Consider the following 25,845-nt stretch of genomic DNA (forward strand, 5'->3'; position numbering starts at 1 on the left):
CCCCGGCAACGGTCGGGGTGATCCTTGGCGTCACGATGCCTGCGCCGTAGCGTGCTCGTCAGGGCTGCCTGCCGGGCGCCGGGCGCGCCGGCGGCCACGCCTGCTCGTCGGCTGGGCGCCATTTCCGGACGAGTTGGCCGACGAGTTGGCCGATGTGTTCTCGTCGGAAGCGGCCTCAGCCGGCTGCGCGCCACTAGCTGACTGCGGGCCGGCAGCTGACTCGGCGTCAGCAGCCGGCTTCGCGTCCGCGCTCGGCTGTGTTTCCGCGCCGCTGGCCGCCTGGGCCTGGCCTTCTTCGTCGCTCACCGGCACCAGGTCGGCCGGCGACGCCTCGCCGGGATCGGCGTTCGCCTCAAGTTTCGGAGCCAGCGAGACGTCGGCCTTTTCCTGCTGCTCGTTGCGGCGGCGTCGGCCACGGCGTTCCGAACGGCTGGTCGACTCGTCAGAGCTGGATTTGGTTGCCTCGGCCGGATGCGTGTGGAGCGTCAGACCGCGGCCCTTGCAGTGCGGGCACTGTTCGCTGAACGCCTCGATCAAGCCGGTGCCGATCCGCTTACGGGTCATCTGCACCAGCCCCAGGGAGGTGACCTCGGCGACCTGATGCTTGGTGCGGTCGCGCCCCAGGCATTCCACGAGCCGGCGCAGCACGAGATCCCGGTTGGATTCGAGCACCATGTCGATGAAGTCGACGACGATGATCCCGCCGATGTCCCGCAGCCGCAACTGGCGCACGATCTCTTCGGCGGCCTCCAGGTTGTTCCGCGTCACCGTTTCTTCGAGGTTCCCACCGGAACCGGTGAATTTGCCCGTGTTGACGTCGATGACGGTCATGGCCTCGGTACGGTCGATCATCAAGGATCCGCCGCTGGGCAGCCACACCTTGCGGTCGAGTGCCTTGGTGATCTGCTCGTCGATGCGCAACGCGGCGAACAGATCCTCGTTGCTGGTCCACTTCTCGAGGCGGTCCCGCAGGCTTGATGCGACGCTGCTGACGTAGGAATCGATGGACTTCCACGCCTCGTTCCCGGAAACGACGAGCTTGGTGAAGTCTTCGTTGAAGAGATCACGGACCACCTTGATGGCCAGATCCGGCTCGCCGTGCAACAACGCCGGCGCGCTGCCAGACGTCTTCTGCTGGATCTTCGACCACTCCGCCTGCAACCGCTCGACGTCGTTGATCAGCTCCTCTTCCGAGGCACCCTCGGCCGCCGTACGCACGATCACGCCCGCGTCTTCCGGGACGACCTTTTTGAGGATCTTTTTCAGCCGGTTGCGCTCGCTGTCCGGAAGCTTGCGGCTGATCCCGCTCATCGAGCCGCCGGGGACGTACACGACGTAGCGTCCGGGAAGGCTGATCTGGCCGGTCAGGCGCGCGCCCTTGTGCCCCATAGGATCCTTGGTGACCTGGACCAGTGTCGTCTGGCCGGACTTGAGCACCTCTTCGATCCGCTTCGGGCCGTCCGCATGCCCGAGCGCAGCCCAGTCGATCTCGCCGGCATAGACGACGGCGTTCCGTCCCCGGCCAATGTCGATGAACGCCGCTTCCATCGCGGGCAGGACATTCTGCACCCGGCCCAGGTAGATGTTTCCGATCATCGACTGCTGCGAGGCGCGGCTGACGTAGTGCTCGACGAGCACGTCGTCTTCCAGGACGGCGATCTGGGTGACGTCACCCTTCTGCCGGACCGCCATCACGCGGTCGACGGCTTCACGCCTGGCCAGGAATTCCGACTCGGTCAGGATGGGGGCACGTTTGCGGCCCGCCTCGCGGCCTTCACGCCGGCGCTGTTTCTTCGCTTCCAGCCGTGTCGAGCCCTTCACGAGGGTCACTTCGTCGTCGGCCTCACGCTGGTCACGAACCTTGACGACGGTGTTCGGCGGATCGTCGGTACGGCCGTCCTCGGTCTCGCCTTCACTCTTGCGACGGCGGCGGCGACGACGGCGACGGCTTCCGCCGCTGCCCTCCTGACCGTCGGAGTTCTCATCACTTTCCGCCGACTCGTCCGAGGCGTCGTCGCCGGTGTCGTCAGCCTCAGGTGCGTCAGTCGAGCCCGTGTTCCCGGCCTGGGCCGATTCCGCAGGTTCGTCGCCACCCTGCTCGGTGCCGCCGTCGGCGCTGACTCCGCTCTCCGGCTTCTTCCGCCGCCCGCGACCACCACGACGACGGCGGCGACGCCGGCCGGACCCGTCGTCATCCGAACCGTCGTCCGAATCGTCGTCGGAACCGCGCTCGTTCTCGCCCGCAGCTACCGTGTCCGGCACATCCGTGTCGGCCGGCTCAGCGGCAGGCGCCGTCGGAGCGGATTCGTCCCGTGGTGATGGCTCCGGGGGGCGAGGCGGTTCGAAGATCGGCATCGCATCGAAGGCCGGCGCTCGGAAGAGAGCCGTCGAGCCGTCGTCCTCGCCACCATCATGTCGACCGTCCGGGTCCTGAGCAGCCGTGTCTTGAACTCCCGAATCCGCACGTGGCGCGGGCTCCTGGGTGGCTGCAGCCGCACCGGTGTCGGTGCCGATCCCGGCATCTGCCCTGGTCTCCGTGTTCGCACCGGAGTCAGCGCCAGGCCCGGTCTCGTCGGCGGCCTCGACCGCGGGCCCGGTTGTCTTGTCTTCGGCCTGCCCCTTCGGCGATCCCTGCTTCTTCTTGGGAGCACTCTTCTTGGCCGGGGCTTTCTTGGCTGGGGTCTTCTTCGCCGGGGCCTTCTTGGCCGGGGCCTTCTTCGCCGGCGCGCTCTCCGTGGCGTCGCTATCCGGCACGCTCTCCGTGTCACCTGCCGGCACGCTCTGCGCGGCGTCCTTGTCCGGCGCGCTCTGCGCGGCGTCGTTACCCCGCGCGCTCTTCGTGCCGGCCTTCTTTGACGTGGTCTTCTCCGGCGTTCCCGACGCGTCGGACGTCACCGAGGTTGTCTTCCCAGGCGCCTTCTTTCGCGCCGTGCTCTTCTTGGCCGGGCTCTTTTTCGCCGGTGCTGTCTGCTGTGCCGTGTCGTCGACGTCGGCGCCCTCACCCGTTGCCGTCTCACCCGCCGCTTCCGCGGCAGGCGGTCCGGACGGCCGGCTGGCCGCACGTTTGCGTGATGTGCGCCGAGAGGCAGAGTCGATCGACTCGGCCGAGCCCTCGGCCGAGGTGGCGTTGTCCTCTTGCATGTACGCGTACTCCCGTCAGCCGAGCTGCCCCGCGAGGAAGCACCGCCGAGCGGCGCACGCTCACGGGCACCCGGCTCTGGTCAACCGCCGGCTCGATCTTCGATCGAACACCGGCGCAAAGCCTGTGTCCAACAACGTCCCCCGGCATCTGCGTCGGCGGCCGTCCTCAGATGCAGCCGCGCCGGCGGAATCCCCCGTGCCGATCCGCCTCGCGGCTGGACATCCACAACGTCACCACCGTGCCGAGCACCTCAACCCCAGGGTGGTCAGATACACACCCAAGCGAAGGACGTCGGCGAGGACGTCGCTATACCGAGCAGCGGTTACTGCCCGTTGTACGTCGAGTATCGCACACAATGGCCCAAAAGCGTCGACACGCCACCCTGCGTCGCCGGATGCCAGCTCACACGGGGGTGAGTGGCAGCAACTTGGCGCCAGTCGGGCCGGTTTGAATCTCGGTGCCCATCTGCGGGCAGACACCGCAGTCGTAGCATGGGGTCCAGCGGCAGTCGCCCACCTCGATCTCGTCTTGGGCGTCCTGCCAGTCCTCCCAGAGCCAGTCGCGGTCGAGACCGGCGTCGAGATGATCCCATGGCAATATCTCGTCCTGGTCACGTTCCCGCGTGACGAACCAATGGAGATCGACCGGCTCTCCTTGCAGAGCCCGCGCCGCGTTCTCGGTCCACTGCTCGTAGGAGAAATACTCGTTCCAGCCGTCGAAGCGCGCCCCGTCGTTCCAGACAGCCCTGATGATGCGCCCCACCCTGCGGTCACCGCGCGACAACAAGCCCTCGACCATGCTCGGTTTGCCCTCGTGATAGCGCAAGCCGATCGACTTCCCGTATGTGCGATCCGCACGCAGGGAATCACGTAGCTTGTGCAACCGGGCGTCCACCGTCTCGTGATCACACTGCGCCGCCCACTGGAATGGCGTGTGGGGCTTCGGCACGAAGCCGCCGATCGACACGGTGCAGCGGATGTCCTTACGGCCAGAAACCTCACGCCCCTTGGCGATCACTTTCCGGGCGAGATCGCCGATGGCCAGCACGTCGTCGTCGGTTTCGGTGGGCAGCCCGCACATGAAGTACAGCTTCACCTGCCGCCAGCCGCTGCTGTAGGCCGTAGCCACGGTCTGGATGAGATCGTCCTCATTGACCATCTTGTTGATGACCTTGCGCATCCGTTCCGTGCCGCCCTCGGGAGCGAATGTCAGTCCCGAACGCCGGCCGTTGCGCGACAGCTCGTTCGCCAACGTCACGTTGAACGCGTCCACCCGGGTAGACGGCAGCGACAGGGACGTGTTGGTGCCCTCGTAGCGATCGGCCAGTCCCTTGGCGATGTCACCGATCTCGGAATGATCCGCGCTGGACAGGGAGAGCAACCCGACCTCTTCAAAGCCGGACTGCTTGACGCCGTTCTCGACCATGTCACCGATCGTGGAGATCGAGCGCTCGCGCACCGGACGCGTGATCATTCCCGCCTGGCAGAACCGGCATCCTCGGGTGCATCCACGGAAGATCTCGACGCTGTAGCGCTCGTGAACCGTCTCGGCCAGCGGCACGAGCGGCTTCTTCGGGTACGGCCACGAGTCGAGGTCCATGACCGTGTGCTTGTGCACGCGCTCGGGCACGCCCGAGCGATTCGGTACCACCTGCTCGATCCGGCCGTCGGGCAGGTAGTGCACGTCGTAGAACTTCGGCACGTAGACGCCGCCGCTCGCCGCGAGCCGGAACAGCAGCTCGTCACGCCCACCGGGCCGACCCTGTTCCTTCCACTCGCGGACCACTTCCGTGATGGCGAGGACGACCTCCTCGCCATCGCCGAGTACCGCGGCATCGACGAAGTCCGCGATCGGCTCGGGGTTGAAGGCCGCATGTCCGCCGGCGACGACGATGGGGTGGCTCTCGTCGCGGTCCACGGCGTCGAACGGCATCCCCGCGAGGTCCAGGGCAGTCAGCAGGTTGGTGTAGCCGAGCTCGGTGGCGAACGAGACGCCCAGCAGGTCGAATGCGGCAACCGGCCGGTGCGCGTCAACGGTGAACTGGCCGATGCCGTGTTCGCGCATCAGCGCCTCGAGATCTGGCCACACCGAGTAGGTGCGCTCGGCCAGCACCCCGTCTTGCTCGTTCAGCACCTCGTACAGGATCTGGATGCCCTGGTTGGGCAGGCCGACCTCGTATGCGTCGGGATACATCAGGGCCCACCGCACCTGAGCCTCGTCCCACGGTTTGACCGTGGCGCCCTCCTCGCCTCCGACGTACTGGATCGGCTTGCTCACCTGGGGCAGCAGCGGCTCCAACTTCGGAAACAACGACTCCACGGGCATGATCGTCTTACTCCAGTGGGATTCGGGGACAACTTCCGAGTCTAGTGACCCTTCGCGCACCCTCCCACACGCAGCTCCCCCGTCGCGCCCACCGGACGACCACACCGCAGGCGGCCAGCACCACAACGGGACCACGCGAATCAGCGCGATACAGTCACGGTCCCGATACGGTGCCCGTGCCGTAGAAGTCAGCACGGGAGTCGGTCCCTGAGATCGTCCGGCTGATCGAGTTACTCAACGGCGGAGAGCCCAGCAAGACCGACGATCGCCGCGACAAGAACAGCTGGTCCTACGCGTCGCCGTTCGGCGCAGCCGACGGCGTCGCCGGGCTGGTGCTCGACGACGGGGCGGGTCTCGCCTCCGGGCTCGGGTGCACCCAGCCCTGGAACGTCTGCTGCGACACGAGCGGTACATGCGAAGCAATGGGCGCGTCTCGGCCGGGCCAGGTTCATCTGGGAATATGTGTCCAACGATCCGAACCAACCGTGCCAGCATCCGCTGGAACGCGAGGCCGGCTTGGAAGACGGTGGTTACCGGTGCACGTGCGGCGGAAGCTGCGGCGGCTAGGGCGCGCCACGGCGCGCCTCGCTCTCGGCAGCGCGGTGATGCTCGCCCTCGGAGCGTGCTGGCCGTGGTCGGCACCCGCCGGGCCGACGGGAGCCGGCGGGGCACGGCTTGGCGACGAGGGGCGTTTCCACTACTGGCTCGGTGCCGCATGCGACGGCGTCGCCGAGATCGAGGTCGAACTCGTCGAGCGCGACGGTAACGATCGGCGCGTCCTGGACACGTGGCGGCTCGCCGCCCAGGATGACGACGGCGCCCGGCTGGAACATCTCACGCTTGATGCGGTTCCCGAGGGGTTCACCGAGGGCAACGCCCTTCGCACGGACTGGTCCGCGGCCGATCTCATCCGCATCGGTATCCATTCGGCCGAGTCGCAGCGGCCGGAGGACGGCGGCCGCTTCTATCCGCACCGGCCGATCCGGGCGTCGGTTTCCGTCGAGACCTTCCTGGCCGACGTCGACGAGCATGCCGGCGCGTGGTACGTGCAGGATCGGGGCTGGTTCACCGAGGAGGAGTACCGGGAGCTCGCCGACGACGAGGTCTACCCCTTCTGTGCCATCCCGGAGAATTCATAGGTTGGGAGCGGTGTCCTGCTCCATCTCGTCTCACGCATCTCGTCTCCCGTCGACAGGTGACTTGCTTGTCTGCAATACACCGGTACGCTACGAGTGAGCCGTCAAGTCAGTGACTCGCCAGGAAGGGGGCCCCGATGTCCGAGGCACAACGCGCGGAATCGGGAGAGAGCATCCGGCTACGAGCCGAGCACGGCGCGGGCGGCTCGTCAGGTGAGTACGCACCCCCCATCGCCGATGTCGAGCGACCCGACATCGACATAGACCGCCCCGAGATCCCCCTCCCACCGGACTGCAAGCCCCCGCCGCCGGATTCCGATGAAGGCAGCCGGGAAGAGCTGGAACTCGCGCTCGAACGGGCTCGCCTGGTGGCCGACGATTGCGCATCGATCCTCAAGCCAGCCATCCAGGCGATGCATGACCAAGCCTGGGTGAGCCAGCGAGCCGACGAGTTCTCACTCGAACTGGAGGATCATGCGCGCAAGGCCACCGAGGCGGGCGAGGAGACTGTCCAGCTGATCGAAGACAGGCTGAACCGCCAGGACGGCTCGGACAATCCGGTCGTTTTGCCCGACGAGGTCAACTTCGACCTCCCGGACGAGACTGGCTTCGTACCGCACGAGCCACGCATCTTGCCAGCCGAACACGGGACGGAAGGTGACGTGTAGATGGCGGGCAAGACCCACGACAGTCTCGGTGAGGACCCGGTCAAGCAGGCCGGAAGCCTGGAGAAGCCCGAAAGCGACGACGTCGCCGACATGCCCGACTACAGTTCCACCTCGACAGGTTCGAGTGGCTCGTCTGGCTATAGCGGCGGCTACGGCGGTGGACGAAGCCATGGCGGAGTCGACCGTGACGACCAGACGTCCGGCGACGAGACCGACGACAACGAGGACACCGACGGCAACGAAGACGACGGCGAGGAGTCCGACAAGCTCCGGGCCGACAGCGACGACGACTCCGGCGACGATTCCGGCGATGACTCCACGGACGATTCCGGCGACGATGCCGGTGAGGACACCGACGATTCGGACGATGGCTCTGGAGATGACGGCTCCGGCGGGGGCTCTGGCGACGATCGCCGCGGTGGTGGTCGCGTCTCCATCGACATCCAGGCGATGACGACGCTCATCGCGGCCATGGAGCGAGCTCGCGACCAGATCCCCGAGTACCAAGCCGAGTTCCGCAAGATTCTCACCGACGCCGGGCTGGACGAGGTGGACGTTCCCGGCAAGGAGAAACTGTCGCAGGTGGTGGCCTGGATCGAAGACGAGCTGCCACATCTGCGTCGGCGGTTGGCGCTCGCGCAGGCACTCGAAGACAGGGCGGGTAGTGGCGACAGGAAGCACATCCTTCCCGGAGGTCCCCCGTCTCGTCCTCCCGACGGGCACATCCTGCCGGGAGAGGCACCACGTCAGCGTGGCCCGGTGGTCTACGACGAAAGCAAGATTCCCGACGACCCTCCGCACGTGTCCCGGGACAACGGCCGTGAATGCGCATCCCAGCTGGGAACCGACGCGGATCAGTCCCAGGTGAACGACCTCATCGAGAGGCTCAAAGGCAACCAGCACGACCCCTACTTCGCTCACGGGTTCACCAACGAAGCTGACGCGTCGAACGTCACCGCACTGATCGAGTCCGCTCGCTCCGATGGCGATCCAGCTCGCGCGAACGAGCTTGAACAGCTCGTGACAGAGACGGTTCAGACTGCTGGCCGGGGCACTGGTGATGTGGCACCGAGCGACGGCTTCGAGGATCAGTGGGGACAGTTCACCTCGGCCGGACAGCCGTCGGGCGCGCCAGCGTAGTCTTGACGTGATGCCGCCGGTCGTCGGCCGTTCAGCAGGCCGGTAGGCTTTTCGCCGGTCCGAAAGATATCGATGTTCCAGGAGCTATGAACCATGTCTGAGCGTACGCTTGCCCTGATCAAACCCGATGCCGTCAAGCGCGGCCTCGTCGGCGAGATTCTCGCCCGGTACGAACGCAAGGGACTGTCCATCGTCGCGATGGACCTGCGCACCATCGATCCATCGCTTGCCGATGCGCACTACGCCGAGCACGTTGACAAGCCCTTCTACCCCGCACTTCGCGAGTTCGTGACCGGCGGGCCGCTGGTCGCGCTCGTGCTGGAAGGCGATCAGGCCATCGACATCGTGCGACGGATGAACGGCGCCACCGACAGCCGCGAGGCCGAACCGGGCACCGTGCGCGGCGACCTGTCCCTCTCCAAGACGCAGAACCTCGTTCACGCCTCCGATTCGCCCGAGTCCGCCAAGCGCGAGCTCGAACTTTGGTTCCCCAGCCTGACCTGAGCCAGGACGTCGCCATGCCCGAACCCCGAGAGAGTGCCGAATACACCTCGATAGATGTCGATGCACTGGGCGACGCCGTTCGTGATCTGGACAGAACGTTGGACGGCTTGCGCGACCACATCTCTGGACTGGAATCCGATTTCGACTATTTTGGCGTAGACCAGACTAACCTGAACAAGCTTCTCGAAGCACGCAACGAACTCGAGGACCTCATGCCAGAGATGCGCCAGCGGCACAGCCATGCAGAGTATCTTCTCGATCAGAAACAGAATTATGGCGAGTCGGGAGACGGCGTGCTCCACGTTCAAGGACCTGACGTCCTGAACAGTCCGTTCAGTTCCATCGAAGAGGCGCAACGGCAGGCGAAGATCTAGCCGAACAGATCAACGATGCTGACGGCGAGATCACCACCGAGGCCTGGGAACAACTTCAGAAATACGGCACAGATCCCGATTTTGCCGAGTCGTTAGTCAAAAGCCTCACACCCGAGGTTCTAGGCATACTCATTACTGATCCTTACCGAGATCGCGACGATTCAAACGACAAGTTGATGCGCTTGCCGCGACGCTTTCTACGGCAAGTTATCGCATCAACTACGACACCGAGTTCATTTCCGAAATGAATTCAGCAATGTTGGAAAGGGGGCTTCACCCTGACGGAATCAGACTCGGAGAGAAGATGGCCAATCTGATGAGCAGGCCCGGACACAGATGGCATCATGAGTCTGTGGTCGCGTTTGCCGAGGCGACGCTAGATGGCAGACAAGATGACATTGGTTCATTCGGCGCTGAGGGTGCGGCCAGTGTCTACGGGGCGCTTAGCATGAACTTCCGCGCAGCGGCCGAGTACATGCACCGGAATTCCGACGAGATCTGGGAACGTGCACAATACCCTTCCGGAATACCCGGCATGAACGAAGCATTCTCATCGTTCATCAAGGCGGGAACGGTAAATGCTCAATCGATCTACAATAAACTTCGCCTCTATGATGAGGCCCAAGAGAACTACGCAGAACAGAACGCCGCCCACCTCATCAACCGTGTCGGTGAGTTGGATGAACCTGGCTTCTTCTCCGATCCGCTGCGGATGACATTCGCGGACATAGCTGAGAATTACTGGGATGACTTGGTCTATAGTTATAACTCTCCTGGTGGAGTCTCGGAGAATCCGCATCGTGGTGGCATCGAGGTCGATCCCGACTACTGGCACTCCTTTGTGACTGAAGGAATGCGCAACCCAGACGCAGCCGGGCAGCTACATGGCGTGCTGGTCAATTGGTACCAGGAAGGAATCAAAAACCAAGCGGGCGCACAGAACGGGAACGAGCATTATTGGGACAATATCATGGCCAACAATCTGGCCGGAATGTTCTCTAGCTCTTGGGATACCGTCCTCGACGAAATCGAGGAAGACAAGAGGAGACGGGAAGAGTTCATCGAGGAACTCTCCGACCGCGGAGTTGATTTTGCCACCGATCCCACGGAGGCGGCGGGAGATGTCGTCAAGGAGATCATCAAGGCAGCCATCGCTAGCGCGATCACAGCTACGGTCGGAGGTGACAGTCCGCCCGATCTCGACTTCGATTTCGCCGGAGCACACCTCAACTGGGTTCGGGTCGCAGTTGCGGAATACAACGCGGGCAGCATCGATGATTACCACGATGGCACGGTCGAACGCTCCGCGGACCCCGAGTATTACGGTAACCGCTACGGTGCCTCGTTTACGGACGAAAATGGCAACGTCATAGCACCGTTAGTGTACAACGAGGAAGAGAGGAAGATAGTGCCCAACGAGGATTTCCCGGACGATCCGCGGGCACTAGAAGCATTCAACGCGTGGGTGCAGAGCAAACCGGTGCAAGTTTACATGGGCGAAGAGCAACACTCTCGTTTCTGAAATCTGCGCCCGTTTCCTCAACACACCGTTCACGTGTGTACGTCGGCGAGGACGATGATCGCGCCCTCGTCCTTGTGTGATGTTCTGATGGCGAAGGTCGTCTCGTCGAGCCAGGTCGCGCCCCCACCAACGAGGCTGGCGATCATAGCCTCGCCGTCGGCGGACGTGTAGATAGTGGTCGTGGAGCTCTCCTGAGCGGAGGCATCGGCTATGCTCTGTGCTCGCCCCCCACCACCTGTAAGCTGCCAGGCGTACGCGTCTTCGTCGTGCTGTGGCACCGGATCCATTCTGGTGAGAACTTCGCCTTCGGCATTCACCGATAGGGAACCAGGAAGGCCAACATGGTAGGCAACCGACGAGGCGTCCGTTCCTTCCTCGAACGGTCCACCGTCGGGAGCGGGCGGCATCTGATTACCGCCTCCTAGGATCCGGCGCACCATGCCATCTTCGATAGCCAAGACGCTACGCGTGGTTTGCAGGTACACGCTCTCATCAGCCCCACCCGCGATGGCAGTAGCTTCATGTATCACCAGCGATGAGGCATCGCTTCCATCTGGCGGATAGGCAGCGCGTTCGGCCGCCTCATCCGAGAACGGTCCGCCGGGATGGGGACTATGCGTGCCGGCAACCGTGACCAGCGTTCCATCATGCTCCACCCGCCGTACTTGAAAGCCAGCCGCGGATCCGGGTGGATCGATCCGTTCGAGGATGAGCAGGCGATCCTCGGAATCAACGGCGATATCATGGACATATCCGAGGTCGGCGTCACGGGCCAAGCTCCCGTCCGAGGAGAGTGGCCCCCTTTCCTCGGCATCCGGCCTGGGAACGCCGACGACCGGCTGCAGTTCCTCATCCACGAACTCGAACACAACAGCTTTCTCTTCGCGCTGAATCAGCAAATCCGGAAGCACGTATACTCTCCCATCAGAGGTTGCGGCAATCTCTCGAATCCGCGACGCGGGACCAAGCCCCTGGAGTTCGACCTCTGTCGTATTGACATCTCCTTCAGCGCTAATCTCGATGATGGAGTAGGGTGCCAGCCCCCATACGCCTCCCTTGCCATCCGACGTCATCCGATACATCGCTGCTGGAATTTTTGCTTGTTCACCCGTACCCTCGGGATCGGTTCCGCCACCGGCTAGCAACTCTACGTTGACACCGTCTGCCCTCCCACTACATGCCGTCAACGTGAGCAGAGTGCCCAAAGCAAGCGAGGCGACGATCTTACGCATGTTTACGAAGTCTAGGATCCTCTCGCTATCATGTTGTAGCTCCCCCGGGCGTGGGAACGAGACCTAGCCTGCGATCTGCGACATGGCGATGGAGGCCCGGAATGGGCAATGGTGAAGAGCGGATGGTGCCTAATCCGATGATCTCAGCTATCGAGAGTCTCATCCGGAGAACCGAGAACGCTGTCGACGAGACTCCACACATCGACGATCCAACCGAGTCCATCGGCGAAGGTCCAGCCTGGACAGGCGCGAGGGCGCGAGAAACGCACGACGAACATCTAGCGCCGCTCGCCGAGCCCGTCAAGTCGGCGTTGAACAACCTGGTAGGCGACGTCGAAGCCGCGAAGAACGAGCTCGATCCGGAAGTCACCGAGAGCGTGGCGCAGGTTATGCGGTTCGAGCTCGAGCACGGCCGCTGAGAACGATGCGGCAGCTCAAGCCGGGCTTAGCAATTGGCCACTTGTTGGGTCTGCGGAACGTCCAGAGCCCGGATGAGCCTCCTCGACGTTCCGCAGACCCAACAAGTCAACCGTGGCATTCCCCGTGGGCGGCTTCGATCAGCGCGACGGCGGGTCACCGGGCAAGATCCACTCGTCACCCAACTCGAGCGTCTCGATGACCTGCTGCGCGACGGCTATGGCATCCGCTTCCGGATCCCGGCCTTCCACCATCTGAGCGAGATCCATCTCCACCACTCGGCTTCCGTGCAGGAGACGAGCATGACCACGCGTCGATGAAGACTCACCTGAAGAGTTCTCCTCGGTCCACGAGAACCCCAGCCCCACCTCGTCTGGTAGTTGATTGAAACGATCATCGTCGAGGCCAGCCTCGAAACTGTTCAGGCTGTTTCCTTCCGCCCACGGCACGTTTCCATGCAAGATGTCTCCGTGCTCACCCTCGATCATGATCCTGCAACGCGGCGTGCCCGCAAACTTGCCTGACGAATCCCGATCCGCACCGCCCTCCGCCTCGACATCACCAGTACCGGTCACCGTGGTCACGGTGTCGACCGGCAGCATGTCACACAACAATTCGCCCGGAGGGGCGGTTGCTGGGAGCTCGTCGATCTGCGCCCGATGGTTCACACCATCGTCGTCGCCCGTGCAGCCCGAAATCGCCAGTGCCACAGCCGCAACCCACATCGCCACACCACAGCGAGTCGTCGACCAGGAGTGACACACTTTCGTGGCGGGCTTCCCTGTTCTCATCCGCCCTGGGACAGAGCACGCGGTGCACCGCAAGAAACGCTGCCATCTGCGCATGTCATCGGCTTCGACGTACGGCTTCGATCAGCGCGACGGCGGGTCACCGGGCAGGGTCCACTCGTCATCCAACTCGAGCGTCTCGATGACCTGCTGCGCGACGGCTATAGCATCCGCTTCCGGATCCCGGCCCTCGACGACCTGGGCGACGCGTACCTCGATCAGCCGATCGCCATACAGCAGCCGCGCCTCGGCGCTCTTGTTCGAGGCATTGCCAGACGAGCCGTTTTCTTCCGTCCACGAGAACCCGAGCCCGGTCTCCTCTGGCAACTGGTTGTAGCGGTCATCAGTCAGCCCCGACTCGAAATTGCTCTTGCCAATGCCCTCCGCCCAGTACGCACGGACGCGCACCACATCCCGGTCCTCGCCGTTGACCTTCACCCGGCAGGTCGGTCCGACTCCTGCGAACTCTCCCGTGGCATCACGATCCGCACCGCCTCGTGCCTCCACGTCATCGGTGTCAGTGATCGTCGCCACGGTCTCCAACGGGAGGAAATCACACAGCATCTCGCTCGCCGGTGGCGTCGGCGCCAGCTCCTCGGTATCGGCCATCGGTTCGTCTCCTTGGTCATCGTCGGCTTCGCAAGCCGTGATGGACAATCCCGCCACTGCGACACACACCGTCAGCACCTTGCGTATCATCGGCCGTTCAGCTCCAGGCCGTCTTGGATGCCTTCTTCGAATGACCCGTGGATATGCGTCCTGAGGAAATCATCCATCGGAAATCTGTTGCGGTGCCAATCCTCGAAAGATTCGTGATCGAAGTCGAAACGCGGGGGATCACTCGACCTATCGATCATCTCTTCCGGCGGACCTTCGTATCTGTTGCCCCCACCGTTGGCCTCATCGACATACTCCTGATCGAAATACCCGTGCGCGAGCATCTGATTGAGGAGCATCTCATCGAGATTATCCTTCTCGTCACTCGATAGCTCGGCGAAATCGCTCCCGGCACTTGGGTCAGAGTTACCGATCTCATTCTTCAGATGTGACTGGGCCTGTTCATAGGCGAGCTTCGACCATTCACCTGCCGGCTTCACGACCGGCAGCGATGTCACGGCGTCGAATGCTGCGGCGCGCGCCTCAGCTTGTTTCTGCTCCAACTCTTCTTCGTCAAGAGCGCCGTGGTACGCGGAGTTGATCACCCAGCCCATCGTTCCACCGGCCTCGTTCGTTGCGGTGGCCAGGGCCGGAATGTTCCGGCCTTCCAGCATTGCCACTGGAGCAGACGGCTCGGTTCCGTCGTTCAACGACTCCTCCAGCGCGAGACCAATGCGCTGCTGAGAAGAAGCCATGACTCCCGACATGACGGTGTCGAGGTGCTCACGCTGTCCGTCCTTGCCGTACGTTCCGAGAATCTCACCGACGAGCTCGGGATCCATCGCGGCGCCATACGGCGCGCCGTCGCCGAACAGATCTTCCTCGGGCCCGGCCGTCCAGCCCGAGCCCAAATCATCTGAATGGCCCCGGCCCAACCGCATGAGATCAGGCCCGTAGCTGGCCAGCATGTTCGCGACGTTGCCTCGCATGCCGTCCCACATCTGCCAGCCCTCGCTCGCACCGAAGCCCAAGATTCCGTCACTGGACCCCTCGCCGGTCTTGTCACCGATCAGCGCGAACGTCTGCGAGGCGATCTTGGCGGAGACGCGGCCGTTGTCCGATTGATCACGGAAATGTGTCGTGGCAGCTTCCAGTGCCTCCCCGAGACGCCCGCCGTTGGTGGGGTCCGTGCGGTGCTGCCAGGTCCGTTCCGTAGTCATGTACTGGAGGCGTTCGTTGACTTCTACCTCTTGGCCGTTGAGCTCGACCGTCGTGGTATTGCCGCCGTCGAAGAAGTTCTGCGCCGCTTCCGGGTTGTTGCCCAGCGCGGACATATACATCGCCATGACGTCGACAGCCTCGTCACCGTTGGCGTCTCGAACTCCACCGATCGCGTTCGACGCCTTCGGCTCCCAGGCCGCGCCGTCCGCGTCTCGCTCGTACTCGTAGAGCTCGTCACCGACATGATCGAGGAATGGCGTCCCGTACCTGCCATGCTGAAGGAACATAGCCAGGTACTGTGGCTGCCCCTGCCGGTTGTCACCGCCCTCGGCCATCGTCTCGCCCGTTATCGCGTCGGCCCAATCCCGCGCAAACGTCGCGGACGGCGAGAGAGTGCCGGTGTTGCGTGTCGCTGTCCCGATCGTCGTCCCGACAGACTCGACCAGGCGGTTTCGCAACTCCATGTCAACGTAGTTCTCGCGTTCCAGAGCGTCGACGGTGTCCATATATTGCGCGAGCTGCTCTGGCGATGCCTCGCGGGCGAATCCGGCGGCGAAATACGGATCGTTCATGTTCTCTTCGATCTCGGCGACCAGATCCTCGTCGAGATCGCGCGCGTTTTCGACCTGCAGCGCTTCCGCCGCCTCGGCCCCGTTCTGTTCAGCCTGATCCGGCGGCACGTCCGAGATCGCGGTGTCGTCGTCGAGCTCCACGTACCCGGCTGGCCAGTCCGGTTCCGGGTCCATCTCCATCATCTCGGCCAGCGCGAGCCGGCGGCGCACGCCGGGAAGCTCCTCATCGGACCAGTCGATCGCCTGCTGTACGCCACGACCGAGGTCATAGTCAATCTGATACGTCGTCAGATCGCCGTCAAACCTGCTCTTCGACAGCCGGAGGTCCTGGAGAGCGTCGTCGAGTCCCTCGACGAGCCGCTGCATCTCGGAAATGTTGATTTCTGCCTTGGCCATCTCGCCGTCTCACCCTCGGTTGTGCAATGTGCGTCGTCAGCGCATCTGCATCGGAGGGTAGGCAACCCACCGAGCGCGCCAGTCATCCTCGTCAACTTCCTCGGGCTCGTTCTCATGTCTGGTCTCGAACGCCCGCCGACAGTCATCGGCATCGTCCTGGGCTGCCTGCTTGCGGTCGCGCAGCTCCTCGTCGAAGATGTCTGCCGTTGAGCTCGACCATGCGCCGTTCTCCAACGCACTGATTACCTTGCTGAAGGCGTCGCCACAGGTATCGGCGTTGCTCCGCACGCCCGACAAGGCCTGCTCCAGCTCTGTTCGGTATTGGTTCTCGACCGGCCCTTCGTCACCGCTACCCATGTCCGTCACATCTTTCGTCGTCTGCAAGTATCACATATCGTCACAGATTAAATATGCCACATGCTCGCCAGCCAACGATCATCCGCGAGTGGTCTCCGGAACCTGGACGAGCTGCCACTGACCGGCGGCGACGTACAGGCCGCGGCCCGGCGGCATTCCGCCGGTCATCGACCGGGGAAGTTTGATCCCGAAGTGGTCGCCGTCACTCATCGAACCCGGAGACAGCAACAGCCCGGAGCGGGACTTCTTGAGTGCTGCCACCGGCCCCCGGTAGGAGCTGCCGAGATCGTCGGTGGTTCCGGCCGCCACGATGACGCTTCCGGAGTCACGCAACTTGCCGAGATGCTTGGTGACGGCATCGACCAGCCAGCCATCGACACCGATCAGCTCGACGTCGTCGATGACGACCGCGCTCGGTGGCTTTCCCTTACCTGGCGCGATCTCGTCGAACAGCGGCAGGATATCGTCCTTGCCCTTCTCCAGGTCTACCACGGCTTGCACGCCGTCATGCCCTGCGAGGTCACGCAACGGGCTGCGGCGCGGCGTCACCAGCAAGACCTTCCAGTCTCGCTCCAGCATCGAGGTGGTCATCGTCAACAAGGTTGCGCTGCGCCCGGAGCGGCGGGGTCCGAGTACGAGCATGCCCGGTCCGTGGTCGTTGGCATCCAGCGTGCGCAGGGTGAGCGTGTCACCACCGACGGCGATCGGGATCTCACTCGACGCGAGCGGCTTTTCCAGCAGCTCCATCGCATCCGAAAGCGTAATCTTGGTCGGCAGCGGATCAACCCGGAAGGGGCGCTGCTTGCGCGGCATGTCCGCGAACCGCTCGCTCGCCTCCCGGCCGATCTCCTGCAGCGCGGCCACCTGAGCCGTGCCGGAGTCGTCCTCGGCGAGCAACGCGATCTGGGTCTCGTGCACGCCTTCGGAGCGGAACCCGCGGCCCGGAGGCATGTGCTCGGGCACCTCCTTGGCCGGGAGCCCGATGGCGGTGAAGTCCGAGTGATCGGTCATCCGGAGCATGAGCTTGTCGTCGAGCAGGGTGCCGAGCCGGCCCAGGAGGCCGGTGCGGTCCGCCGTCAGCACCATCTTCACCCCGACGCCGGTGCCCTCCTGCATGATCTGCATCCAGGTGTCGACCAGGGCGCCACTGTCGTAGCTGTCGAAAGCCTGCTTGAATCCTTCCCACCGGTCGAAGAGGACCACGATGTACGGAAGGCGCCGCTCTTCGGGGCTGTTCGCGCGCTGTTCCTCGACATCCGCGAAGCCCTGCTCCGCGAGCAGCTGCTGCCGCCGTCCAATCTCTCCCCGGATCCGCGACGTCAGCCGGGCAAGCCGATCGGGTTGATCGCGGCTGACGACCGCGCCGGTGTGCGGCAGGCCCACCATCGGCAGGAGGGCGTTGTTCCCGCAGTCAACTCCGTAAAGGTGAACGTCACCGGGCGAGAGCTCGCGCCCGACGACTCCGGCGACGGCTCGCAAGGCGGTCGAGCGCCCGCTGCGCGGGGCACCGATGACGGCCAGGTGTCCACCGGAGAGGTCGTAGTAGGCCACGGAGCGGCTCTGCTCCTTGGGCCGGTCGACCATCCCGATCGGGATGCGCACCCTGCTCCCCGACTTGACCGACGCGCCCTGATCGTCGAAGAGCTGGTCGAGAGTCACGATGTCGTCGAGCGGCGGCAGCCACGGTGGTGGAGGCGGCTTCACGCCGGTGCGATCCGACGTTTCGTTGATGGCCGTCACCAGGCTCTCGAGGTCGGTGGGGATGCTGACGTCCTCTTCCGCGCCGTCGCCGCCTCCGCCCTGGTCCGGACGGCCAATGCTCTGCCACGACAGCTCGCGCAGATCGACGGCGACCCCGGCGTCCGGCGACAGCGGCCGACCCCCCACCCGTGCGGACTGGAACTGCACCAGCGACGAGTGGCCGAGCCGGGCGTAGGCGCGTCCGGGCAACGATTTCGCGATCTCCGCCGATTCCGGCGACTCGATCACGTCCTGGCTGTCGCTGCGGTCGGTGACCCGCAAGGCGATCCGCAGGTTCGTGTTCGACTTGATCTCCGCGCTCACGACACCAGCGGGCCGTTGCGTGGCCAGGATCAGGTGCACTCCCAGCGAACGTCCACGACGGGCGATGTCGACCAGCCCTTTGACGAAGTCGGGCAGCTCGGCCACGAGCGCCGCGAACTCGTCGATGACGATCATGAGCCGCGGCATGGGCTCGTCGTCGGGTCCCTTGCCCGCCAGATAGTCCTCGATGTCCTTCGCGCCCGCTTCCGCGAGCTGGTGCTCCCGGCGATGCAGCTCGGCAGCCAGGCTGTCGAGCGCCCGCGTGGTCAGGTGACCGTCCAGGTCGGTCACCATGCCCACCGTGTGCGGAAGGTTGTTGCAGTCCTTGAACGCCGCACCGCCCTTGTAGTCGACGAGCACGAAGGTGAACTCGTCCGGCCGGTTCGCCACGGCGAGCGAGGCGATGATCGTCTGCAGGAGCTCGGATTTACCGGAGCCGGTCGTGCCGGCCACGAGTCCGTGCGGACCGTCGGCTCGGACGTCGATGGCGAACGGACCATCCGAGCCTTCACCGATCATTGCCCGCGTGGACCGGCCGACCTGCGTCCACCACCGTTCGATCGCCTCGGAGGTGACGGGATCGAGTTTCAGGACGTCGAGCAGCCGGCTGGAGCTGGGCAAGGTGGACGAGAGATCTTCCTTGCTGACGTCCTTGATCGGGGCCAGTGCCCGGCCGAGGCGTTCACACCAGCCGGGCGGCACGAAATCGGCACGCACGCCCTCGACCGTCTTGACCCCGGTGACGCGCACCTGAGAGGTACTGCCCGGCCCGACACGCACGACGGCACGGCATTCTTCGGGAAGCTGCTGCTCCTCTCGATCGATGCAGAGAAAGACCATGCCCAGTGACGGGCCCTCGCTCAGCAAGGTCACCAGACCGGGGATCAGCCGGATGCGGCGCGCGCCGTCGAGCACGACGAGCAACGGAGGGAAACTCATGTTCCGGTTGGCGCCCATCCCGCTGCCCTTGTCGTCACGGGCGGCCTTGCGCGCCTCCATGATCGACATGAGTTCGGCGACGCGGCGGTTGGTGGTCTCGTCGTCAGTTCCGACGCCGGCGATGACGTCGGCGTCGTCTCCCCGCCGTACGTGGGGCAGCCACCGCACCCAGTTCCACGCCTCGTCGCCTTCCGGGTCGGAGAGCACGACGACGTCGAGGTCGGCGGGGCTGTGCAACGCGGCCGTCTGGGCGACCATCCACTCGGCCACGAGCGTGCGCAGACCGTCGGCGCCCATCACGCCCGTGACCCCGGCCTCGGCCATGTCGACACCCACGGGCACATCCGGCGCCGTCCATCGCAAGGTACGTTCGTGGTCTTCGCGACCCGGATCGCTCAGCGCGACCTCGCTGGGGATGTCGGCCATGCCGATCCGCACCCGCATCCAGTCCGGGTCCGTGCGCCGGCGTTCCCACAGCCGTGCTCGCGGGCCGGTGGCGAACAGCAGCATGGCGGCGGGGTCGGGCATGTCGTGGCGACGTGCCCCACGCTCCTTGACCAGAGCCTCGTAGGCCTGGTTGCTGATGTGCTGCATCCGCTCGACGTAGTTCTCCATCTGCTCGGCGTGGGTGTTACGCCGGTGCTTCTTCGTGTGGCGGTAGCGGAAGAACAACATCAACGGTGCCAACAGCATGATCATGAGGCTGTATGGCGAGCGGATGAGCAGGAACATGGTGCCGCCCATGAGCATCGGGCTCAGCGCCATGACCCAGGGGACCGGGGATTTCGTTGGCTTCTTCGGCTCGCTGGGCAGGCGGAATTCCGTCTGCCGTGGTGGCGGCAGCAGCCGTGGGGGCCGGTTGTAGTCGAGCGTCACCCCGCTCGGGCTGGCCGACAGCGACGCATCGGGCGCTGCTGGCAGCTTCAGCTCGAACATCACCTCGCCGACGACGAGTGCCGTGCCGGGCTGCCAGACCGTCGGGCCTTCGAGCGGGACGCGATCGAGGTGCGCCAGCGGCCGGTCCTCTTCCGGGTTGATCGTCAGGTGGGGGTTTTTCAGCCGGTCGAGCTCCTTCATGAGCTTCTTATACCGGCGGCGCCGCTTCCGCTTCTGCTGCTTCTTCTTCTCCTTTTCGTCTTCCTGCTTCGGGATGATGATCGGGCCTTCGAGCTGCTCTTCGCGCTCGGGCGGCGGCATGTACTGGCCGATGATGGCGGGGTCCGGCGTGACGGTGACGGTTCCGTCGAGCGTCACGTCAAGCTGGAACACCGTCTCCGGCAGATCGGGGTCGTCGATCCGGATCGCCGCAGTGGGTGCGGTTCCGGCGGTATAGGTACCAGGGGCGAGGCTGTTCACCGTTCCCGAACCGCGACCGGCGACGATGCGGACCTCGACCACGCCGCGGCGTTCGGCGAACACGTCACCCGGCGGCACGTCGATACCCACGAGAACGCCGTTGTGCAGGCGAGACTCCCGGACCAGAACTCCGGGGTCCAGCGGTTCACTGCCGACGTACAACGTCGGCGGCGCCGCTGTAGCGGTGCTGGCCTGCAATGCGTCGTCGACGACGCCGAGATGCCGACCGGCCGCACGGATGATCTGCGGTTCGGGTGCCGACGCGGGCGCCAGCTGGTCGGCAAGCTTGCGCGCGACGTCACCCACCGTGGCGTTGTCGTCACAATCGACCGCGAGATCGACCGGCTCGCCGTCGACCGATGTGGTGGCACTCAACAAGAGCCGCACGGGCCGTTCCAGCCTTTCCGGTACCGCTCGTTTCGTCCTGGGCTGCCTTCTGGCCGACCGTCTGACCGGCCTCTGATCCGCATGGTACCGGTGAGCGTCGTGTGGGGCACCTCACTACTGCCTACGTAACACATTTAGGAGACATTTCCCCACGAACGCGGCCACCTGACCTATCGAAACGTCGTATGAGCTGTACCAGCATTCACGGTCAAAGTCCGGTTCCGCGAATGAATGACCAGGCCGTCAGCGCACTGGGCGGAGCTCGGTGACGTCACCGCCGCGACCGATAGCGGCACGACCACCTGAACCATCTGAACTACCTGACCGGGAACGCCTGAAACGCAAGCCCGGCCTGACCCGAAGGCCGAATAGCAATGGCCCGCATCCGCTGTGCGGATGCGGGCCACATCGCTGGATGTGATGCGCCGGATTCTCAGATCCGGTCGCCCTCGCCGGTTGCCTCGGCGATGTTGTTGTGGTTGATCTTCACATCGTTCGCCGCGTCGTCCAGCGCGTCGCGCAGGTTGTTGAGGTTCTGCTTGTACTCTTCCCACGCGTCACGGAACTTGTCCGCGTTGGCGCCGGTCCACACGGAGTTGTCAAGCGCGCTGTCGACCTCGCTCTTGATCGACTCGGCGTCGCTCGCCTTGTTAACGAACGTGGTGTGAAGCTCCTGCAGGGTGGAAAGCTCTGCACCTACTCCAGCCATGTGTAACTCCTTATATCGACACTAAATATCACCCCGCGCGCTCCGAGGTGACAGCCTAGAGCCTACCGGTTGATACCGAATCGGCAACCTGGCCTACATGTGCCACAACCGAGCGCCGTGACTTACGCGGAATCGCGGCGGTGAATACCGGAGTGATCACCTGAGCCTGGCATCAATTCATCCAGCAGCGCACCCGTCTCGGGTTCGATGTCCGGCACCCCGATCTCCGTGAGCGTCGTCGACATCTCCTCCGCCGCAGCGGTGACACCAGCTATCCCGTCGGCGGCGTACTGGGCCTGCAGCAAATCCCGCCACAGCACCTGCTCACCCGGACGGACGCGCAGACCGGCCCGCGCGGCAGCCGCAGCCGTACCGGGATCGCCGCGGTCGCCGCACAGCACCGACAGCCGGTGCGCAGCGTCGATCAAGACATCGGCCGCGACTCGCTCCAGACGCACCCGAGCGATCCATGCATAGCGCCCCGTCGGCCGCTCGGCGATGACCGGGCCGCGGGCCACCCGCAGGGCCTGGCGCAGCAGATCGATCTCCTCGTCGGTCGTATTAGCGGCACGGGAACGTTCCAGAAGGCTGCACACCACGTCCCAGTCGAGGACGACGTCGTCGCTGAGCCTGAGATGGCCATCAGCAGTCATGAGCAGGTACGGCGAGCCGTCCGGGTCGGTTCCCAGCCACTCGCGTACGCGCTCGAATGTCGCCTCGCGCACCGCTGCGGTAACACCACGCGGCCAGATGGCCCCGGCCAGCACCGTCGGGTGCACACCGTCCGGGTGCAGGGCCAGATGTACGACGATCTCGGTGGCCAGCGCCTTGCGTTCGTCGTCGATGGTGTTGGGTGCCTGCACCTCGACCGGCCCGAGCACGAACACCCGCACCGGTGCCGTGGCCAGGTGCGCCACGTCCAGCGAGCGGCCGGGATCGGGCACCTCCGGACGGGCCTCGGGGAGCCACGCCTCGTGCAGCACGGGCGGCGGATCGCCGCCACCCCACCGTTCCGGCTCCATCAGCCCGGCCAGCGCTTCGATACTGCTCCAGCTGAGCTGGTTCGCCTGCAAGCTGAGTCCCAGCGCCGGGAGCTCGAGATTGCCCGCCGAGTCCACCGAGAGCTGCCACCGCGCACCGGGAACGTTCCCGGCACACACGACCCCCAGCGGTGCACGGCTGGCCGAACTGGTCAGTGCCGTGAGCTCGTCCACGATCTCGTCCTCCGGCTCGGTGCCGAGAACGAGGTACTCCGGCATCCATGCCCCGCCGCCACCGGGCTTCAAGCGGCCGCTCAGCACATCGGGACCGAAACCATCGCCCTGCCGGGCCGACAGCTCCGGCAACACCTCCGACGCCTCGGCGACGGCACGCAGCCGTGCGGAGTCGAGGACGGTAAGCTCGTCGGGAAGGCCAGCCGCCGTGACGCGCAAGCGATCCGACCACTGATTGGTGGCCAGCTCGACCGCCACGGCGGTCACCACCTCGAATGCCGTTCCCGGATCCCCCACCACGCTGATCGGTCCACCGGCCGCCTCAAGGTCGACCAGGACGTCGCGATCGTCGTCACGTCCGAGACTCACCAGCCCCGGATAGGGTGCGGGCACATCGCCCGGCTCGGTCTGGTCGCCCACCACCGCCGTGCGTTCGAGTCTCCAGCGCTGGCCGGCGTCGTCGGCGACCCACGGTTCCGGCGCGTCCGGCTGCGGCGGCGCCACGAGAAGCTCGACGGTGGAATTGTCCACGAAGGCCGCGTAAACGGCTGGCAGCGACATCCCCTGCGAGCGGCAACCCCGTGCGAGCGTGCGCAGCGCGTAGTCGAGCCACCTGGCCCGGTCCGGATCCGCGCCGATCCGCAGCGCCACCTCGGCCTCGAGCTTGTCCCCGCCAGGTGCGGGCAAGCGTCGCCGGCGGCGCACCGTTTCGATGGCGGCGAGCAGGCCCGCCGCGAGCAGGCCTCCCACGGCCAGCTCCCGATACGGGTTCTGACCGAGCGCGGACGTCTCGGCTTCATCGCCCGAGGCGCGGCTGGTGCCGCCGAAACTCGAACCCTCACTCTCCTGCGTCCCGTCGGAGCCCGCCGCCCCGGTGTCACCAGCCTTGTCCGTATCGGCATCCGTGCCGGCGTCTCCCGCGGAGTCGCCGTCGGCCTCACCGGTCACATCGCTGCCGGCGTCCGCACCGCCGCCCGACGCGTCGCCGTCGGCCTCGTCTTCCTCGTCGATCTCGGGCTCTTCGACGGTGACGGTGTCGACGCCGGTGGCGTCGTCGGGCAGGATGAGCAACCAGTCCGGGTAGATGAGGCGAGCGAGCGAGAGCTGGTTACCGTCGGGCTGCGTGCGGTCCTTGTTGAGTTCGAAGATCTCCTGGTAGCGGCGGCCATCACCGAGCGTGCGCTCCGCGATGTCCCACAGGTTGTCGTGGTAGCGGCCCTCCGGTGGCTGCACGATGTAGACCTTGCGGCCGACCAGATCCTTGCCTTCCTCGGGATCGAGTACGGTGTCGCCCAGGCGGTAAATCGCCTCGTCCGATGGGGTCGAACTCTGCGACGACCCGCTCTCCTGCTCGCTTTCCTGAACCGAGGCAGTGACCGTCGCATCGAAAGCGGCCGTCGCACTCGCGACGGACTTGCCCGCCGCCGCGTGGGTGTCGTCGAGGGTGGGCGCCGCGGCCGCGTTCGCCTGACCGACCGCCGTGGCCGCCAGCAGCACCGTACCGACCAGGGTGCGGGCAAGCCGCTGGGAAACGCCGGACATCGGCACCCGCGACGGGAGCCCGATACCGCGCACGGCGCTGCGTGCCTCCACCAGCACACAGAACGTGAACTGCAGCCACGCCAGCCAGACGATCCACAGGAGGACGCCGATGAGCTGCTCGGTACCGATGGTCGCGGTGAGATCTTCGCGTGTCGGCCACGACGTCGGCACCGGCGGCGGCCCGGCCAGCACCAGCAAGCCCACGGGGATGCCGACGACCAGGACGAGCAGTGCGAACCCCGCGCCGATCGCCTGGCGGACGCTCTGCCGTTGCGCCGGCTGATCCTGGCCACGCTGGAACCGCTGCGGACCGGTCTCCCGGGCGGCGGCCGGTGCACCGTCGTCAGCCTCCTGCGAGACCGGCGGAGGTGGTGGTGGAAGGTTCTCGACCGAGTTCACAGTTCGTCTCCCAGGATTCCTACTTCGGGCTGCGCGGTGGCCTCGCCGTTGACATCGAAACTGTTCACGAACACCATCTGCAACAGACCCGTCGGGACCGTCCTCGCAACCTCCACCCGGACCGTGCTTTCACCCGGAAAGCTCACCGCGACCTCGTCATACTGCCGATCCGGAAGGCCGGCGAGATGATTCATCGCTGCCTGTTTCGCCTCCGCTTGCTGGACCTGGACGACACCCTGGCTGCGGAAGAGTTCCATGTCGATACGGTCGGCTCCGGCGCGCGCGGCCTGTTCGGCGTCGTCGAAGGCCTGCTGGCGCGCGTTGATGGCCCGGCCGCCGTCGTAGATCAGCCCGGCAACGGCGAACAGCATGACGATCAGCACGATCACCAGGGCACTGATGGCACCGCGTTCCGGATCCCGGCGCAGTGTCGATAGCCGTCTCATTGTGTCCTCCGCCAGGTGTCCAGTGGCGCCGCGCTTTGCCCGTGCAGGTTCGCGCTACCCGGCAGGCCGAGGAAACCCAGCTCGGAGAAGCTCACCTGGCAGCTCACCGTGACCGTGACCGTGCCGCCCGCCCGGAAGTCCCCGCCAACGGTCACCGGCTGGCAGGCCAGCTCGTCCGGAAGCGTCCGGGTAGCTGCCTGCTGCGCGGCGTCGCGCGCAGCAGCGAGATCTCGCTCGTACGACGCCGCCCGCGCGGCCTCGCGCGCCGCCGACTCGACGTCACCTTCCCGGCCCACATACCGGCCGAACGCGATGACCAGCAGCATCACGGCGACGACGACCGGCACGAGGACCACGACCTCGACAGCCATGGAGCCTCGCTCCCGGTCTCGTACCGC

At 65.2% G+C, this 25,845-nt stretch carries 19 protein-coding genes; 7 read left to right on the forward strand and 12 right to left on the reverse strand.

The window, feature by feature from the left end:
* Window positions 1–30: 30 nt before the first annotated feature.
* Both DPM12_RS00070 and DPM12_RS00075 read right to left on the reverse strand, forming a co-directional pair.
* Window positions 31–3,141 carry an Rne/Rng family ribonuclease gene (locus DPM12_RS00070; protein ID WP_112256052.1) on the reverse strand — a complete coding sequence of 1,037 codons (3,111 nt, stop codon included), beginning with the start codon at window positions 3,139–3,141 and terminating at the stop codon, window positions 31–33.
* Between the two features lie 403 nt (window positions 3,142–3,544).
* Window positions 3,545–5,467 (reverse strand): TIGR03960 family B12-binding radical SAM protein, encoded by a 1,923-nt coding sequence (locus DPM12_RS00075; RefSeq protein ID WP_112256054.1) that lies wholly within the window; start codon window positions 5,465–5,467, stop codon window positions 3,545–3,547.
* Between the two features lie 536 nt (window positions 5,468–6,003).
* Here DPM12_RS00075 and DPM12_RS00080 point away from each other — a divergent pair.
* From DPM12_RS00080 to DPM12_RS00105, 6 genes are all read left to right on the forward strand, one after another.
* Window positions 6,004–6,606 (forward strand): hypothetical protein, encoded by a 603-nt coding sequence (locus DPM12_RS00080; protein ID WP_112256056.1) that lies wholly within the window; start codon window positions 6,004–6,006, stop codon window positions 6,604–6,606.
* A 134-nt stretch (window positions 6,607–6,740) separates the two neighbouring features.
* On the forward strand, window positions 6,741–7,271 hold the full coding sequence (locus tag DPM12_RS00085) for a hypothetical protein (protein WP_112256058.1): 531 nt from the start codon (window positions 6,741–6,743) through the stop codon (window positions 7,269–7,271).
* Window positions 7,272–8,411, forward strand: coding sequence for a hypothetical protein (locus tag DPM12_RS00090; RefSeq protein WP_112256060.1), 1,140 nt, complete (start codon window positions 7,272–7,274; stop codon window positions 8,409–8,411).
* A 93-nt stretch (window positions 8,412–8,504) separates the two neighbouring features.
* Window positions 8,505–8,915 (forward strand): nucleoside-diphosphate kinase, encoded by a 411-nt coding sequence (gene ndk, locus DPM12_RS00095; RefSeq protein WP_112256062.1) that lies wholly within the window; start codon window positions 8,505–8,507, stop codon window positions 8,913–8,915.
* Between the two features lie 14 nt (window positions 8,916–8,929).
* Window positions 8,930–9,289, forward strand: a complete 360-nt coding sequence (locus DPM12_RS00100; protein ID WP_112256064.1) for a hypothetical protein — start codon at window positions 8,930–8,932, stop codon at window positions 9,287–9,289.
* A gap of 352 nt (window positions 9,290–9,641) precedes the next feature.
* Complete coding sequence (locus DPM12_RS00105) at window positions 9,642–10,811, forward strand: hypothetical protein (protein ID WP_123788388.1); 1,170 nt, start codon at window positions 9,642–9,644, stop codon at window positions 10,809–10,811.
* Between the two features lie 29 nt (window positions 10,812–10,840).
* Here DPM12_RS00105 and DPM12_RS00110 read toward each other — a convergent pair whose 3' ends face one another.
* Window positions 10,841–12,043, reverse strand: a complete 1,203-nt coding sequence (locus DPM12_RS00110) for a hypothetical protein (protein WP_123788387.1) — start codon at window positions 12,041–12,043, stop codon at window positions 10,841–10,843.
* A gap of 137 nt (window positions 12,044–12,180) precedes the next feature.
* Between DPM12_RS00110 and DPM12_RS00115 the strand changes: the two genes are divergently transcribed.
* Window positions 12,181–12,462 carry a hypothetical protein gene (locus tag DPM12_RS00115; RefSeq protein WP_123788386.1) on the forward strand — a complete coding sequence of 94 codons (282 nt, stop codon included), beginning with the start codon at window positions 12,181–12,183 and terminating at the stop codon, window positions 12,460–12,462.
* 138 nt (window positions 12,463–12,600) lie between these two features.
* Here the strand turns inward: DPM12_RS00115 and DPM12_RS00120 are convergent, their stop codons facing one another.
* From DPM12_RS00120 to DPM12_RS00160, 9 genes are all read right to left on the reverse strand, one after another.
* Window positions 12,601–13,185, reverse strand: a complete 585-nt coding sequence (locus DPM12_RS00120) for a hypothetical protein (RefSeq protein ID WP_123788385.1) — start codon at window positions 13,183–13,185, stop codon at window positions 12,601–12,603.
* A 147-nt stretch (window positions 13,186–13,332) separates the two neighbouring features.
* Window positions 13,333–13,857, reverse strand: a complete 525-nt coding sequence (locus DPM12_RS00125; protein WP_123788384.1) for a hypothetical protein — start codon at window positions 13,855–13,857, stop codon at window positions 13,333–13,335.
* An 86-nt stretch (window positions 13,858–13,943) separates the two neighbouring features.
* Window positions 13,944–16,034: a DUF6571 family protein gene (locus tag DPM12_RS00130; RefSeq protein WP_112256075.1), complete on the reverse strand. Its 2,091-nt coding sequence runs from the start codon at window positions 16,032–16,034 to the stop codon at window positions 13,944–13,946.
* A 36-nt stretch (window positions 16,035–16,070) separates the two neighbouring features.
* Window positions 16,071–16,391, reverse strand: a complete 321-nt coding sequence (locus DPM12_RS00135; RefSeq protein ID WP_123788383.1) for a hypothetical protein — start codon at window positions 16,389–16,391, stop codon at window positions 16,071–16,073.
* 78 nt (window positions 16,392–16,469) lie between these two features.
* A complete protein-coding gene (locus DPM12_RS00140) occupies window positions 16,470–21,137 on the reverse strand; it encodes an FtsK/SpoIIIE domain-containing protein (protein ID WP_112256078.1) in 4,668 nt (1,555 codons plus the stop codon).
* A 433-nt stretch (window positions 21,138–21,570) separates the two neighbouring features.
* The gene (locus DPM12_RS00145) at window positions 21,571–21,846 is read right to left on the reverse strand and encodes a WXG100 family type VII secretion target (protein WP_112256080.1); all 276 of its coding nucleotides are present in this window, start codon (window positions 21,844–21,846) and stop codon (window positions 21,571–21,573) included.
* Between the two features lie 122 nt (window positions 21,847–21,968).
* Window positions 21,969–25,001, reverse strand: coding sequence for an AfsR/SARP family transcriptional regulator (locus tag DPM12_RS00150; RefSeq protein ID WP_112256082.1), 3,033 nt, complete (start codon window positions 24,999–25,001; stop codon window positions 21,969–21,971).
* Window positions 24,998–25,447, reverse strand: a complete 450-nt coding sequence (locus DPM12_RS00155) for a TadE/TadG family type IV pilus assembly protein (RefSeq protein WP_112256084.1) — start codon at window positions 25,445–25,447, stop codon at window positions 24,998–25,000. The genes DPM12_RS00150 and DPM12_RS00155 overlap by 4 nt, the downstream gene beginning before the upstream one ends.
* A complete protein-coding gene (locus DPM12_RS00160; RefSeq protein ID WP_211658127.1) occupies window positions 25,444–25,818 on the reverse strand; it encodes a TadE/TadG family type IV pilus assembly protein in 375 nt (124 codons plus the stop codon). The genes DPM12_RS00155 and DPM12_RS00160 overlap by 4 nt, the downstream gene beginning before the upstream one ends.
* Between the last annotated feature and the right edge of the window lie 27 nt (window positions 25,819–25,845).

Source organism: Phytoactinopolyspora halophila, from assembly GCF_003287285.1.
Lineage (GTDB): Bacteria > Actinomycetota > Actinomycetes > Jiangellales > Jiangellaceae > Phytoactinopolyspora_A > Phytoactinopolyspora_A halophila.

Bases quoted from the DNA above. Each gene is read 5' to 3' on its own strand.
- DPM12_RS00070 (WP_112256052.1), bottom strand. From the start codon at position 3,141: ATGCAAGAGGACAACGCCACCTCGGCCGAGGGCTCGGCCGAGTCGATC.
- DPM12_RS00075 (WP_112256054.1), bottom strand. From the start codon at position 5,467: ATGCCCGTGGAGTCGTTGTTTCCGAAGTTGGAGCCGCTGCTGCCCCAG.
- DPM12_RS00085 (WP_112256058.1), top strand. From the start codon at position 6,741: ATGTCCGAGGCACAACGCGCGGAATCGGGAGAGAGCATCCGGCTACGA.
- DPM12_RS00090 (WP_112256060.1), top strand. From the start codon at position 7,272: ATGGCGGGCAAGACCCACGACAGTCTCGGTGAGGACCCGGTCAAGCAG.
- ndk (WP_112256062.1), top strand. From the start codon at position 8,505: ATGTCTGAGCGTACGCTTGCCCTGATCAAACCCGATGCCGTCAAGCGC.
- DPM12_RS00100 (WP_112256064.1), top strand. From the start codon at position 8,930: ATGCCCGAACCCCGAGAGAGTGCCGAATACACCTCGATAGATGTCGAT.
- DPM12_RS00110 (WP_123788387.1), bottom strand. From the start codon at position 12,043: ATGCGTAAGATCGTCGCCTCGCTTGCTTTGGGCACTCTGCTCACGTTG.
- DPM12_RS00115 (WP_123788386.1), top strand. From the start codon at position 12,181: ATGATCTCAGCTATCGAGAGTCTCATCCGGAGAACCGAGAACGCTGTC.
- DPM12_RS00120 (WP_123788385.1), bottom strand. From the start codon at position 13,185: ATGTGGGTTGCGGCTGTGGCACTGGCGATTTCGGGCTGCACGGGCGAC.
- DPM12_RS00125 (WP_123788384.1), bottom strand. From the start codon at position 13,857: ATGGCCGATACCGAGGAGCTGGCGCCGACGCCACCGGCGAGCGAGATG.
- DPM12_RS00130 (WP_112256075.1), bottom strand. From the start codon at position 16,034: ATGGCCAAGGCAGAAATCAACATTTCCGAGATGCAGCGGCTCGTCGAG.
- DPM12_RS00135 (WP_123788383.1), bottom strand. From the start codon at position 16,391: ATGGGTAGCGGTGACGAAGGGCCGGTCGAGAACCAATACCGAACAGAG.
- DPM12_RS00145 (WP_112256080.1), bottom strand. From the start codon at position 21,846: ATGGCTGGAGTAGGTGCAGAGCTTTCCACCCTGCAGGAGCTTCACACC.
- DPM12_RS00155 (WP_112256084.1), bottom strand. From the start codon at position 25,447: ATGAGACGGCTATCGACACTGCGCCGGGATCCGGAACGCGGTGCCATC.
- DPM12_RS00160 (WP_211658127.1), bottom strand. From the start codon at position 25,818: ATGGCTGTCGAGGTCGTGGTCCTCGTGCCGGTCGTCGTCGCCGTGATG.